9 protein-coding genes are annotated in these 13884 nt (G+C 60.6%); 5 read left to right on the forward strand and 4 right to left on the reverse strand.

The annotated features are described in order from the left end of the window. Positions 1-304: 304 nt before the first annotated feature. Together ACR809_RS22620 and ACR809_RS22625 are read left to right on the forward strand one after the other, a co-directional pair. Positions 305-2218 carry a bifunctional 5-dehydro-2-deoxygluconokinase/5-dehydro-2-deoxyphosphogluconate aldolase gene (locus tag ACR809_RS22620; RefSeq protein WP_122051592.1) on the forward strand — a complete coding sequence of 638 codons (1914 nt, stop codon included), beginning with the start codon at positions 305-307 and terminating at the stop codon, positions 2216-2218. A gap of 151 nt (positions 2219-2369) precedes the next feature. After that, complete coding sequence (locus ACR809_RS22625; RefSeq protein ID WP_004152190.1) at positions 2370-3227, forward strand: MurR/RpiR family transcriptional regulator; 858 nt, start codon at positions 2370-2372, stop codon at positions 3225-3227. 1365 nt (positions 3228-4592) lie between these two features. Here the strand turns inward: ACR809_RS22625 and iolB are convergent. Beyond that, positions 4593-5402 (reverse strand): 5-deoxy-glucuronate isomerase, encoded by an 810-nt coding sequence (gene iolB, locus ACR809_RS22630; RefSeq protein WP_004177654.1) that lies wholly within the window; start codon positions 5400-5402, stop codon positions 4593-4595. Positions 5403-5420: 18 nt separating this feature from the next. After that, the gene (locus tag ACR809_RS22635; protein WP_004146794.1) at positions 5421-6926 is read right to left on the reverse strand and encodes a CoA-acylating methylmalonate-semialdehyde dehydrogenase; all 1506 of its coding nucleotides are present in this window, start codon (positions 6924-6926) and stop codon (positions 5421-5423) included. A 351-nt stretch (positions 6927-7277) separates the two neighbouring features. On the opposite strand from ACR809_RS22635, the gene ACR809_RS22640 reads away from it, so the two are divergent. Both ACR809_RS22640 and ACR809_RS22645 read left to right on the forward strand, forming a co-directional pair. Next, positions 7278-8099 carry a TIM barrel protein gene (locus ACR809_RS22640; protein WP_122051593.1) on the forward strand — a complete coding sequence of 274 codons (822 nt, stop codon included), beginning with the start codon at positions 7278-7280 and terminating at the stop codon, positions 8097-8099. A gap of 98 nt (positions 8100-8197) precedes the next feature. Continuing rightward, positions 8198-9700, forward strand: coding sequence for a helicase HerA-like C-terminal domain-containing protein (locus ACR809_RS22645; protein ID WP_002886957.1), 1503 nt, complete (start codon positions 8198-8200; stop codon positions 9698-9700). A 48-nt stretch (positions 9701-9748) separates the two neighbouring features. Here the strand turns inward: ACR809_RS22645 and lptG are convergent, their stop codons facing one another. Beyond that, positions 9749-10831: an LPS export ABC transporter permease LptG gene (gene lptG / locus ACR809_RS22650; RefSeq protein WP_002886956.1), complete on the reverse strand. Its 1083-nt coding sequence runs from the start codon at positions 10829-10831 to the stop codon at positions 9749-9751. Next, entirely contained in the window at positions 10831-11928 is a 1098-nt protein-coding gene (gene lptF, locus ACR809_RS22655) for an LPS export ABC transporter permease LptF (protein ID WP_002886955.1), read from the reverse strand. Before lptF ends, lptG begins: the two co-directional genes overlap by 1 nt. Before the next feature lie 389 nt (positions 11929-12317). Here lptF and pepA point away from each other — a divergent pair, with 389 nt between their 5' ends. Next, positions 12318-13829, forward strand: a complete 1512-nt coding sequence (gene pepA, locus ACR809_RS22660) for a leucyl aminopeptidase (protein WP_002886954.1) — start codon at positions 12318-12320, stop codon at positions 13827-13829. The last annotated feature ends 55 nt before the right edge of the window (positions 13830-13884 follow it).

Here is a 13884-nt window from a genome sequence, read left to right on the forward strand (position 1 = left end):
TTTTCGGGCCCTTTTTTGCCGCACCAGACGGCAATATCCCCTTAAAAATCATAGGTAAATGGATGCCATTTGGCGTTTCATTTTCCCCCGGGTCGACAGAGGGGGCGATCCGCGCTCGCGCGAGGCTCAGTGCGGCAGAGTGGTAGATTCCTCACACTTTTGGTTTTTTAATTTCGAACGAGTTTGCAAATGAAATATTTATTTCTCAAACTAAGGGTAACCAATAACCCTCAGGCTGTTCACGGAGTCGACGTCGGGATCCCGACCCTTCCAGGCAGCAGACACCAAAAAGGAAATCCTAGCTATGAATGCAGCAGTAAAGCGGCTCGACGTCATCTGTATAGGTCGGGTGGCCGTCGACCTCTATGCCCAGCAGATTGGTTCGCGGCTAGAAGACGTTGCCAGTTTCGCGAAATATCTGGGCGGCTCCTCCGGCAACGTGGCCTTTGGCACCGCGATTCAGGGGCTGAAATCGGCCATGCTGGCGCGCGTTGGCGATGAACACAACGGCCGTTTCCTGCGCGAAACGCTCAACCGCGCCGGGGTGGATACCGAGTATCTGATTACCGACAAATCTCGCCTGACCGCGCTGGTGATGCTGGGGATTAAGGATCAGGAGACCTTCCCCCTGATTTTCTACCGCGATAACTGCGCCGATATGGCCTTAACGCCTGACGACATTAGCGAGGAGTATATTGCCTCCTCCCGGGCGCTGGCGGTGACTGGCACCCACCTGTCGCACGCCAACACCCGCGCCGCGGTGCTGAAGGCGCTGGAGTACGCCCGCCGTCACGGCCTGCGTACCGCGCTGGATATCGATTACCGTCCGGTGCTGTGGGGGCTCACCTCGCTCGGCGATGGCGAAACCCGTTTCATTGAGTCCGGACCGGTCACCAGCCAGCTGCAGGAAGTGCTGCATCTGTTCGATTTGGTGGTGGGAACCGAAGAAGAGTTTCATATTGCCGGGGGCAGCACCGATACCCTGACCGCGCTGAAAAATGTGCGCAATGCCACCAAAGCCACCCTCATCTGCAAGCGCGGGCCGATGGGCTGCGTGGTGCTGGAAGGCGACATCCCGGACAGCTGGGACCAGGTGCCGCTGCAGCAGGGCGTGCGCGTGGAGGTTCTCAACGTGCTGGGCGCCGGAGATGCCTTTATGTCGGGTCTGCTGCGCGGCTGGCTCAACGACGAAGGCTGGGAGCAGGCTTGCCGTTACGCCAACGCCTGCGGGGCGCTGGTGGTCTCCCGCCACGGCTGCGCGCCGGCGATGCCGACCAAAGTCGAACTTGATGACTACCTGCAGCGCGCCGAATCGGTGCCGCGCCCGGACGTCGACGAGCGCCTCAACCACCTGCACCGGGTCACCAGCCGCCGTCAACAGTGGCCGGAGCTGTGCATTTTCGCCTTTGACCATCGTAAACAGCTGGCCGACCTGGCGCGGGAGACCGGGCGCGACGAAGCCTGCATTCCGCAGCTCAAGCTGCTGTTGTTGGCCGCGGCCGAAGCGGCGGCGCAGGAGGCAGGTCTCGATCAGCGCAGCGGCATTCTGGCCGACGGCACCTACGGCCAGCGTGCGCTCAACGCCATTACCGGCAAGGGCTGGTGGATCGGGCGCCCTATCGAACTGCCCAGCTCGCGACCGCTGCGTCTGGAGCATGGCAACATCGGCTCGCAGCTGATCGACTGGCCGCTGGAGCATGTCGTCAAATGCCTGGTCTTCTATCACCCGGACGACCCGGCGGCGCTGCGTGCAGAGCAGGACGCCCTGCTGCTCGAGGTCTGGCAGGCCTGTAACAAGTCAGGCCATGAGCTGCTGCTGGAGGTGATCCTGCCGGAAAATGGCCCGGACAAAGACGAGCGCCATTACCACACTATGCTGGAACACTTCTATCAGCTGGGGATCAAGCCGGACTGGTGGAAGCTGCCGCCGCTCTCCAGCGCCAGCTGGCAGCAGATCACCGCGCTTATCGAGCGTGAAGATCCGTGGAGCCGCGGGATCCTGATCCTCGGGCTTGACGCGCCTTCCGACAAACTGCGCGCCGGTTTCGCCGAGGCGGCCGCCCACCCGATGATCAAAGGTTTCGCCGTCGGGCGCACCATCTTTGGCCAGCCGTCGCGGCGCTGGATGCAGGGTGAGCTCAGCGATGAGGCCCTGATAGAGGAAGTGAAACGCAACTACCTGACGCTTATTGGCTACTGGCGCGAAGCCCACCGCTGATCCCCCGACGCCCGTCTCCGTCACCTTGCGGAACGGGCGTTTTTCTGTTTCTTCGTGAAATGAATCGCGTATTTCGTCGCAATAAATGAAAAATTCACTTCATTTGGTACACTGGAAGCCATATTCCTTCCATTTTCTCAGAGCGCACTCTATGGCCAATAACCCAACACAGCTGACCATCCTGCAGGATGAAATCAGGCGTCGCTACGATACGTTAAGCAAACGCCTGAAACAGGTCGCCCGCTATATCCTTGATAACAGCAATAGCGTGGCTTTCGATACCGTGGCCTCCATTGCGCAACAGGCGGATGTTCCCCCTTCCACGTTGATTCGTTTTGCCAACGCCTTCGGCTTCAGCGGCTTTAACGAAATGAAACAGATGTTCAAGCAACATTTGATGGAAGAGACCGCCAACTATACCGAGCGCGCCCGTCTTTTCCGCCAGACCACCAGCGATGAGTCCAGCCCGCCGGAAACGCCGACGGAAATCCTCAATATGTTCACGATGGTGAACAACCAGGCGTTGCAGCAGCTGGCGATGCAGACCTCCAGCGATGATCTGGAGCGCGCGGTGGCCCTGCTGGGCGAGGCGGAAAATATTTACGTCATTGGTCTGCGCCGGTCGTTTAGCGTCGCCTCTTATCTGACCTATGCGCTGCGTCACCTCGATCGCAAAGCTTTTCTGATCGACGGCCTCGGCGGCATGTTCACCGAGCAGCTGAGCCTGGTCGGTCCGAAAGACGTGGTAGTGGCGGTGAGCTTCTCGCCGTACGCGCGGGAAGTGGTCGAGCTGGTGGAACTGGGCGCGCAGCGCAAAGCGCGGCAGATCGCCATTACCGACAGCCAGGTCAGCCCGCTGGCGGCTTTCAGCGATGTCTGCTTTGTGGTGCGTGAAGCGCAGGTGGATGGCTTCCGCTCGCAGGTTGCTTCCCTGTGTCTGGCCCAGACGCTGGCGGTTTCGCTGGCGCTGAACAGCAGCCAGGAGTCCGAGGCCAAGCAGAAGGCGTGAGATAGGCTGCCTGGCGTTTGTTACTCGGCGGCGCAGTATAGGCTTACGGAAGGATGCCGTAGGCCGGATAAGGCCTTTATGCCGCCATCCGGCACAAAAATGGCTACGGTATCTGCGGTGTCCTGCCCGGCGGCGCTGCGCTTGCCGGGCCTGGTGTATAGGGACTTACGGGAGGATCCCGTAGGCCGGATAAGGCGAAGCCGCCATCCGGCACAAAGGCGGGTATGGCGCCGGAGGTATCCTCCCCGGCGGCGCTGCGCTTGCCGGGCCTGGGGTATATGGGCCTGCGGGGTGCCGGAGATAATGTTATTGGTATGCAACTCTATTAATCCGGGTAAAGCGTTTGTCGCATGTGATTTCAGCGCACATTGCGCTCCCGGTTAATCTTCTGCGTTATGCCTGGCATGGCGCAGGGAGCGCACAGGGGGCGGCCAGTCGCCGCCGCCCCCTGTACCCCCGGGCTCCGGCCAGCAAAATCGCCGCTACGCGGTGCCTTCGACTTATCCCTGCAGGCTTCGGGTCGGGCCGAGGCAGCGTCCGTGCAAAACACGGCCCTCAGCCCGCATCCATGCGGGCTGCCCCGGCCTTCCGGGAACGTCTCAGCGATTTTGAGGCCGCAACACCGGCAGTTTCAGCAACAATGGTGAATAAATTAACGGCAGGTCGCACGAACCGTATGCCGGGCAAGGCGTGAGCCGCCGCCCGGCATAAAAGCAGCACCGTGCCTGTGGTCATCGCCCGGCGGCGCTGCGCTTGCCGGGTCGGGGTATATGCGCCTGCGGGGTGCCGGAGATAATGTTATTGGTATGCAACTTTATTAATCCGGGTAAAGCGTTTGTCGCATGTGATTTCAGCGCACATTGCGCTCCCGGTTAATCTTCTGCGTTATGCCTGGCATGGCGCAGGGAGCGCACAGGGGGCGGCCAGTCGCCGCCGCCCCCTGTACCCCCGGGCTCCGGCCAGCAAAATCGCCGCTACGCGGTCCCTTCGACTTATCCCTGCAGGCTTCGGGTCGGGCCGAGGCAGCATCCGTGCAAAACACGGCCCTCAGCCCGCATCCATGCGGGCTGCCCCGGCCTTCCGGGAACGTCTCAGCGATTTTGAGGCCGTCAGCACCGGCAGTTTCAGTAACAATGGTGAATAAATTAACGGCAGGTCGCACGAACCGTATGCCGGGCAAGGCGTGAGCCGCCGCCCGGCATAAAAGCAGCGCCGTGCCTGTGGTCATCGCCCGGCGGCGCTGCGCTTGCCGGGTCGGGAGTGGGATTCCGCGGAGCGTTTCGCGAAAAAACACCTGCCGCCCTCAAACAGGAAGGCCGGTTAGCATCGCTAACCGGCCTTCTTTATCCGCTTCTGCACCGCACGTCAGTCGTGGCGCGGGTACTCCGGCGTGTTGATCCAGGCGTGGTCATCTTCCCAGGTGAACAGCCATTTCCGGTCCGGCCCGGCCATCACGTTCAGATAGTAGCTATCGTAACCGGCAATCGCTGCCACCGGATGGTAACCGCGCGGCACCATCACCACATCGTGGTTGTAGGGCGCCATACAGGCGTCCAGGCTGCGGTCGTCGGTGTAGACCCGCTGGAAGGCAAAGCCCTGCGGCGGATCGAAGCGGTGATAGTAGGTTTCTTCCAGCTGCGTCTCTTTGCCCGGCTGGGCGGTATCATGCTTATGCGACGGCCACGAGCTGGTGGCCCCCTCGTCGGTGTAGACTTCCACTACCAGCAGGCAGTCCGCCTCGGCGCTGTCCGGCAGAATATTATGCACCCGGCGCTGATTGCGCCCTTTCCCACGGTGCTCTACGCCGACGTCTTCCGGCCGAATGAGGCGTGCCGGGAAGCTGCCTTTGCCCGGCGCGCTGCATACCGCCAGCTCCAGATCGGAATCGGCGGTCACCTCGACTTTATCCTGCGGCGGGACGTAGACCGACCACGGCGGGGTGCGTTCAAACGGCGACATCCGTTTACCGAGATTCGGGAAATCGGCATGTTGCGTTTTCACCGACGCCAGCCCGGCGACCAGCACCAGGCACAGCTCGCGATCGCCGCTCTCCAGCGTCACGGTCTGCCCTTTTTTCAACATCCAGACATCAAAGCCGATATAGCGCCAACCGGCGCTTTGCGGCGTAATATGCTGGATCTGTCCCTCTTTTCGCGATTTAGCCAGTAACGACATGGCGCTCTCCTTCGCCGATTAACCTAACGTCGGCATGCTGAATTCAGATACGGTCTGCTGCCCTGCCGGCCAGCGTACGGTGGCGGTCTTCATACGCGTGTAGAAGCGCACGCCGTCCGGCCCGTGGACGTTCAACGCGCCAAACACCGAGCGCTTCCAGCCGCCGAAGCTGTGGAACGCCATCGGCACCGGGACCGGCACGTTCACCCCGACCATCCCCGCCTGCACGTCGTGGACGAATTCACGCGCGGTGTGGCCGTTGCTGGTGAAAACGGCGCTGCCGTTGCCAAACTCGTGGCTGTTGACCAGCTCAAGGGCGCTGTCATAGTCCGCCGCGCGCACAATCCCCAGCACCGGGCCAAAGATCTCTTCGCGCCAGATGGTCATCTCCGGGGTGACGTGATCGAACAGGGTGCCGCCGACATAGTAGCCCGCGTCGTAACCCGGCACGCGCAGTTTGCGGCCATCGACCACCAGTTTTGCCCCTTCGCTTTCGCCTTTATCAATATAGCCGAGCACTTTTTTCTGGTGGGTATCAGACACCACCGGTCCCATCTCGTTCTCTTCCTGGCCGCGCATGCAGCCCGGGCCTACTTTCAGCGCTTCCACCAGCGGCTTCAGGCGGGCGATCAGTTTGTCGGCGGTTTCATCTCCCACCGCCACCACTACCGGCAGCGCCATGCAGCGCTCGCCTGCGGAGCCAAAAGCGCCGCCCATAATGGCGTTAACGGTGGCGTCGAGATCGGCATCCGGCATCACAATCGCGTGGTTTTTGGCGGCGCCGAAGGCCTGCACTCGCTTGCCGTGGGCGCTGGCGGTCTTATAGATATACTCCGCCACGCCGGAGGAGCCGACGAAGCTCACCGCCGCAATACGCGGGTCAGTGTACAGCTGCTCGGCATCTTCATTGCTGCAGTGCACGACGTTAAACACGCCGTCCGGCAGACCGGCCTCTTTCAGCAGCTCTGCCAGACGCACAGCGGCCGTCGGCGCCAGCGCGGGCGGCTTGAGGACGAAACTGTTGCCGCAGGCCAGCGCCAGCGGGAACATCCACATCGGCACCATCGCCGGGAAGTTGAACGGGGTGATCCCTGCCACCACGCCCAGGGGCTGCATCAACGAGTAGCTGTCGACGCCGGTGCCGACGTCAGAGGAGTATTCGCCTTTAATCAGGTGCGGGATCCCGCAGGCGAATTCGACCACTTCCATACCGCGGGTCAGCTCGCCCAGCGCATCCGACCACACCTTACCGTGCTCGCTGACGATGATCCCCGCCAGCTCTTCCACGTGCTGCTCCAGCAACATTTTGAAGTTGAACAGCACGCGGGCGCGGCGCAGCGGCGTGGTACGGGACCAGCTGTCAAACGCATCGCGAGCAACCTGAATCGCCTCGGAGACTTCCTGCGCGGTTGACACCGTGACTTCGCGCACCGCTTTGCCCGTCGCCGGGTCATACACCGGCATCGTTTCGTTGCTGCTGCTAATAACGGTTTTCCCGCCAATAAAGTTTCCTGTGATCGTCATGTTCTCGCCTCATAGTGAAGGGGGCCAGCGCACACCGGCCCGTCGCTGATTCTGCTGTGCTATAACCGTAGTAAAATGAAATTTATATTTCAACATTGTTGTGAAATGAAATTTCATTTTGGTGATAACAGTCGCATTTTGCGCTAACCGGTCGCCTGTGCGCTTCCCGCATCGCGCCTCGTTGCCCTCGACGCCAGGCTTCCCGCCGCTGTCGCGCCGGTAGTCGGTGCCGGTGATATTTTGCGAGACAGCTCAAACATTCATCATTTCCATTCTTGCTAATTTTGGAATAAACGTTTTGACTGTTAGCCAATTGAACGAACCTACCCCCTCTTCCGTCAGGAGTGTCCTATGGCCATCGCAATGCAATGTTTTTGTATTAACCGCAAAATCGCGCCAGCGCTCAGCATTGAAGCGTTTTTCCGTCTGGTGAACCGTCTGGGCCTGAATAAGGTCGAGCTGCGCAACGATTTACCCAGTGGAAAAGTGACCGACGATCTGAGCCATCAGCAGGTGCGCGAGCTGGCGGCGCGCTACCACATCGAGATCCTGACGATTAACGCGGTCTACCCCTTTAACCGTCGTAGCGAAGAGGTGCGGCAGTTGACCGAATCGCTGCTGAAAGAGGCCCAGGCCATCGGCGCCAAATCGCTGGTGCTCTGTCCGCTCAACGACGGCAGCGAGGTGCCGGCCAGCGAAACCCTGGGCGCCCTGCGCGACCTGGCGCCGCTGTTCGCCTTCTATGGCATCCACGGCCTGGTGGAGCCGCTGGGCTTCCCGCAAAGCTCGCTGCGTTCTGCGCACCAGGCGCAGACGCTGATCCACGACGCCCGCGTGCCGTTTAAGCTGCTGATCGATACCTTCCATCACCATCTTTACCCGCAGGCGGTGGACGAGTTCAGCCAGGTAGAGGTGGCGGATATTGGGCTGGTGCACCTTTCAGGAGTGGACGATAGCCGTCCGCGCGAGCAGCTCACCGATGCCGAGCGCATCATGCTAACCCCGAAGGATCGTCTCGGCACCTGCGAGCAGGTTAAAGCGCTGGAAGCCCGCGGCTATCAGGGGGTGTACGCTTTTGAGCCCTTCGCCCCCGAGCTGGCGCAATGGAGCGAAGCGGATATCGAGCGCGAAATTGAGCAGAGCATCGCGCTCATCCAGCGCCACTGCGCCTGAGACCCTCACGGTACAGCGTGCGCGGCGCGTGACGATTTTCCCAACGCCGGACGACGAGGTTGCCTATAATCGTCGCAGGATAAATGGAGGAATCGACCATGAGCTCACCCCTGTTGATTGCGCGCACGCTGGATAACGCGCTCTATTTACTGCCCGCGATGGCCAACCGCCATGGGCTTATCACCGGTGCGACCGGCACCGGTAAAACCGTCACCCTGCAGAAGCTGGCTGAGTCGTTCTCGGAGATTGGCGTGCCGGTATTTATGGCCGACGTCAAGGGCGACCTGACCGGCATTGCCGCCGCGGGGCAGAGCTCAGAGAAACTGCAGGCGCGGCTGGAGAAGATCGGCGTCAGCGACTGGGAGCCGCACGCCAACCCGGTGGTGCTCTGGGATATCTTTGGCGAGAAGGGCCACCCGGTGCGGGCGACGGTCTCCGATCTCGGCCCCCTGCTGCTGGCGCGCCTGCTCAATCTCAACGAGGTGCAGAGCGGCGTACTGAACATTATTTTCCGCATCGCGGACGACCGCGGCCTGCTGCTGCTCGACTTCAAAGACCTCCGCGCAATCACTCAGTTTATCGGCGATAACGCCAAGTCTTTCCAGAACCAGTACGGCAATATTAACAGCGCCTCGATCGGCGCCATCCAGCGCGGGCTGTTGACCCTGGAGCAACAGGGCGCCGAGCACTTCTTCGGCGAGCCGATGCTGGATATTGCCGACTGGATGCGCGTCGATGCCAGCGGTAAAGGGGTGATCAATATCCTTAGCGCCGAAAAGCTCTACCAGATGCCGAAGCTGTACGCCGCCAGCCTGCTGTGGATGCTCTCCGAGCTCTACGAGCGCCTGCCGGAAGCCGGCGACCTCGATAAACCGAAGCTGGTGTTCTTCTTCGATGAGGCGCATCTGCTGTTCAACGACGCGCCGCAGGTGCTGCTGGATAAAATTGAACAGGTGATCCGCCTTATCCGCTCCAAGGGCGTCGGCGTCTACTTTGTCTCGCAGAACCCGGCGGATATTCCCGACGCCGTGCTCGGCCAGCTGGGCAACCGCGTGCAGCATGCCCTGCGCGCCTTTACGCCGAAGGACCAGAAGGCGGTGAAAACCGCCGCCCAGACCATGCGCGCCAACCCGGCCTTCAGTACCGAGCAGGCGATCCAGGAGCTGGGCACCGGCGAGGCGCTGATCTCCTTCCTCGATGAGAAAGGCAGCCCGTCGGTGGTCGAGCGGGCGATGGTTATCGCCCCCTGTTCGCGAATGGGGCCGGTCAGCGATGACGAGCGCAATGGTCTGCTGAACCACTCGCCGCTGTACGGTAAGTATGAGGAGGAGGTGGACCGCGAGTCGGCTTTCGAAATGCTGCAGCAAGGGGTGCAGGTCGCCACCGGGCAGCAGTCGGCTCCGCCGGCGAAGGGCCAGCAGAACGGCGATGACGACGGGCTGCTTGGCGGCCTGAAAGATATCCTGTTCGGCAGCACCGGCCCGCGAGGCGGTAAACGCGACGGTATCGTGCAGACCGCAGCGAAAAGCGCGGTTCGCCAGGTCACCAATCAGATCGTCCGCGGCATGCTGGGCAGCCTGCTGGGCGGACGCAAGCGCTAAAAAAAAGCCCCCTCATCGCTGAGGGGGCTTACGTTTCAGGCTTACCCGCTAGGCCTTGCGCATCATCAGCCAGAGGCTTATCAGGAAGAAGCTGGCGCTCGGCAACAGCGCGCCGATGATCGGCGGTATGCCGTAGACCAGGGTCAGCGGGCCGAAAATCTGGTCGAGGACATAGAAGATAAAGCCGAAGCTAATCCCCGTCACCACCCGGACGCCCATCGGCACGCTACGCAGCGGGCCAAAGATAAACGACAGCGCCATCAGCATCATCACCGCCACCGACAACGGCTGGAAGATTTTGCTCCACATATTGAGCTGGTAGCGTCCCGGATCCTGGCCGCTGGACTTGAGGTATTTCACATAGTTGTGCAGCCCGCTGATCGACAGCGCATCCGGATCCAGGGCAACCACGCCCAGTTTGTCCGGCGTCAGGTTGGTTTTCCAGGTGCCGCTCACCATCTGCGACCCGGTCACCTGCTTTGGATCGGTCAGGTCGGATTCATCCACCTGCGACAGACGCCACACTTTATTTTCGCTATCGAATTTTGCCGAAGCGGCATAGCGCACCGACTGTAAACGACGCTCCGGGTTGAAGGCATAGATGCTGACGCCCCCCAGCTCATCGTTGCCTTTTACGCGTTCGATATAGACAAAATTGTGGCCATCTTTCGCCCACAGCCCCTGCTGGGTTGAGAGCAGCGAGCCGCCGTACATCTGCTGGGCACGGTAGTTGCGCGCCATCTGTTCGCCCTGCGGCGCCACCCACTCGCCGATGGCCATGGTCAGCAGCACCAGCGGGATCGCGGTTTTCATTACCGCCAGCGCTACCTGCAGCCGGGTGAAACCGGATGCCTGCATCACCACCAGTTCGCTGCGCTGGGCCAGCATCCCCAGCCCCAGCAGCGCGCCAAGCAGCGCCGCCATCGGGAAGAAGATCTGGATGTCCTTCGGCACGCTGAGGATGGTGTAGAGACCAGCGCCCAGCGCATCGTAGCTGCCCTGCCCGGACTTTTTCAGCTGATCGACAAACTTGATAATGCCGGAGAGCGACACCAGCATGAACAGGGTCATCATGATGGTGTTGAAAATCGTCTTACCGATATAACGGTCAAGTACGCCAAACGCCTGCATCAGGCCGCTCCTTTATTAAAACGGGCGCGGAAGCGGCGCATCGGCACCGTGTCCCACAGGTTTAACAGCACCGCCAGCGCAAAATAGAGCAGGTTAATCGCCCACATCCAGATAGCCGGGTCCATTTTGCCTTTGCCGCCGTTCGACTTAATCGACGTTTGCAGCAGGAAGAACACCAGGTAAAGCAGCATCGCCGGCAGCATCGACAGCACGCGGCCCTGACGCGGGTTCACCACGCTGAGCGGCACCACCATCAGCGCCATAATGAAGACGGTCGCCACCAGCGTGAAGCGCCAGTGCAGTTCGGCGCGCGCGCGGTCGGTGTGGGTTTTCCACAAGGTGCGCATATCCATCTGTTCGGTGTCGTCCGGATCGGCGCTCACCGCCTGGTGGCCGATAATAGCCTGATAGTTATTGAAGTCGGTAATGCGGAAGTCGCGCAGCATCGCGGTGCCTTCAAAGCGGGTGCCCTTGTTGAGGGTCACCACCTGCGAGCCGTCTTTCTGCTGCGACAGCTCGCCGGAATCCGCCACCACCACCGAGGGGCGCGCATTGCCTTTCGGACGCAGCTGGGCAAGGAAGACGTCATGGAAGCGGTTGCCGTTGACGCTTTCGATAAACATCACCGCGTTACCATCGCTGGCCTGCTGGAACTGGCCCTGGGCCAGCGCCGCCATACCGGGGTTGGCTTTAGCTTCGGCCAGCACCTCGTCCTGATGGCGCGACGACCACGGCCCCGCCCACATAACGTTGACCGCCGCCACCGCGCCGGTGAACAGCGCGAGGATCATCGCCGCCTTGATCAGCACGGCTTTGCTCAGGCCGCAGGCGTGCATCACCGTAATTTCACTTTCGGTGTACAGCTTGCCGAGGGTCATCAGCAGGCCAAGGAACAGACTTAACGGCAGGATAAGCTGCGCCATCTCCGGGATGCCGAGCCCCAACAGCGAGAGCACCAGATTGGTTGGGATATCGCCATCCACCGCGGCGCCGAGGATCCTGACTAATTTCTGACAAAAGAAAATCAGTAACAGGATGAATAGGATCGCCAACTGGCTTTTCAGCGTCTCACGAACCAGATATCTTATGATTATCACTATAAATACGCCCGTAAAAACCCGTTTTAGTGCAGGAAAATTGCTTGTTTCATGGCTTAAACGTCATTTATTCTCTTTGGTCGTCGAAAACGTCGCTAAGATTAAATGACTCATCGGTTCTGCATGTCAGGATCTTTTCTGACGAACCCAGGCCTTAATAACGTTAAGATTAACACGAAGTCACCGCAACAGCGGATATGAGTTACGAAAGCTTGCAATTATATACTCAATGGATTTCGAGTTGTAAGAAGGCAGCAGGGCTGTGGCCCCTGGCGCGCACAATGTGCCACGTCAGGGTAAGCAGGCGCAGCCGGCGCATCTGCAACTTGAAAGGCGACGAGTATAGCCGTAGCCACCACTGTTGTCTTTAAGATTCAGGAGCATAGTGCATGGAGTTCAGTGTAAAAAGCGGTAGCCCGGAGAAGCAGCGGAGCGCCTGTATCGTGGTCGGCGTCTTTGAACCACGTCGCCTCTCCCCCATCGCCGAACAACTCGATAAAATCAGCGACGGCTACATCAGCGCCCTGCTGCGTCGCGGCGAGCTGGAAGGCAAACCTGGCCAGACGTTATTGCTGCACCATGTGCCAAACATTCTGTCTGAGCGTATTCTGCTGATTGGCTGCGGCAAAGAGCGCGAGCTGGATGAGCGTCAGTATAAGCAGGTCATCCAGAAAACCATCAATACCCTGAATGATACCGGCTCAATGGAAGCCGTCTGCTTCCTGACCGAGCTGCACGTCAAAGGCCGTAACAACTACTGGAAAGTTCGCCAGGCGGTTGAAACCGCCAAAGAGACGCTGTACAGCTTCGACCAGCTGAAGACCAACAAAAGCGAGCCGCGTCGCCCGCTGCGTAAAATGGTCTTTAACGTGCCGACCCGTCGCGAGCTGACCAGCGGCGAACGCGCCATTCAGCATGGCCTGGCGATTGCCGCCGGCATCAAAGCGGCGAAAGATCTTGGCAATATGCCGCCGAACATCTGTAACGCCGCCTATCTGGCTTCCCAGGCGCGTCAGCTGGCCGATACCTACAGCAAAAACGTCATCACCCGGGTGATCGGCGAACAGCAGATGCGCGAGCTGGGGATGAACGCCTACCTCGCCGTCGGCAATGGGTCGCAGAACGAGTCGCTGATGTCGGTCATCGAATATAAAGGTAACCCGGCTGAGGACGCGCGCCCTATCGTGCTGGTCGGTAAAGGCCTGACCTTCGACTCCGGCGGTATCTCCATCAAGCCTGCCGAAGGCATGGACGAGATGAAGTACGACATGTGCGGCGCGGCGGCGGTGTACGGCGTGATGCGGATGGTTGCCGAACTGCAGCTGCCGCTGAACGTCATCGGCGTGCTGGCGGGCTGTGAAAACATGCCTGGCGGCCGCGCCTATCGTCCGGGTGACGTCCTGACCACTATGTCCGGCCAGACGGTGGAAGTGCTGAACACCGACGCCGAAGGCCGCCTGGTGCTGTGCGACGTCCTGACCTACGTTGAGCGCTTCGAGCCGGAAGCGGTTATCGACGTGGCGACGCTGACCGGGGCCTGCGTGATTGCCCTCGGCCATCACATCACCGGCCTGATGTCGAACCATAACCCGCTGGCCCATGAGCTGATCGGCGCCTCCGAACTGGCGGGCGACCGCGCATGGCGTTTGCCGCTGGCCGACGAGTTCCAGGATCAGCTGGAGTCCAATTTTGCCGATATGGCGAACATTGGCGGCCGTCCTGGCGGCGCGATCACCGCCGGCTGTTTCCTGTCGCGCTTCACCCGCAAGTACAACTGGGCGCACCTCGACATCGCCGGTACTGCCTGGCGTTCCGGTAAGGCCAAAGGCGCGACCGGTCGTCCGGTGGCGCTGCTGTCGCAGTTCCTGCTCAATCGTGCGGGTTTTAACGGCGAAGAGTGATGTGACATGCCGGGTGGCGGCGATGCCTTACCCGGCTTACAAACGGCAGCACATT

Origin of the sequence: Klebsiella sp. CD33, assembly GCF_051992865.1 — a bacterium.
Classification (GTDB): Bacteria; Pseudomonadota; Gammaproteobacteria; order Enterobacterales; family Enterobacteriaceae; genus Klebsiella; species Klebsiella pneumoniae.

Excerpts from the sequence above, each read along its gene's own strand:
- ACR809_RS22620 (WP_122051592.1), top strand. The coding sequence starts at position 305 with ATGAATGCAGCAGTAAAGCGGCTCGACGTCATCTGTATAGGTCGGGTG.
- ACR809_RS22625 (WP_004152190.1), top strand. The coding sequence starts at position 2,370 with ATGGCCAATAACCCAACACAGCTGACCATCCTGCAGGATGAAATCAGG.
- iolB (WP_004177654.1), bottom strand. The coding sequence starts at position 5,402 with ATGTCGTTACTGGCTAAATCGCGAAAAGAGGGACAGATCCAGCATATT.
- ACR809_RS22635 (WP_004146794.1), bottom strand. The coding sequence starts at position 6,926 with ATGACGATCACAGGAAACTTTATTGGCGGGAAAACCGTTATTAGCAGC.
- ACR809_RS22640 (WP_122051593.1), top strand. The coding sequence starts at position 7,278 with ATGGCCATCGCAATGCAATGTTTTTGTATTAACCGCAAAATCGCGCCA.
- ACR809_RS22645 (WP_002886957.1), top strand. The coding sequence starts at position 8,198 with ATGAGCTCACCCCTGTTGATTGCGCGCACGCTGGATAACGCGCTCTAT.
- lptG (WP_002886956.1), bottom strand. The coding sequence starts at position 10,831 with ATGCAGGCGTTTGGCGTACTTGACCGTTATATCGGTAAGACGATTTTC.
- pepA (WP_002886954.1), top strand. The coding sequence starts at position 12,318 with ATGGAGTTCAGTGTAAAAAGCGGTAGCCCGGAGAAGCAGCGGAGCGCC.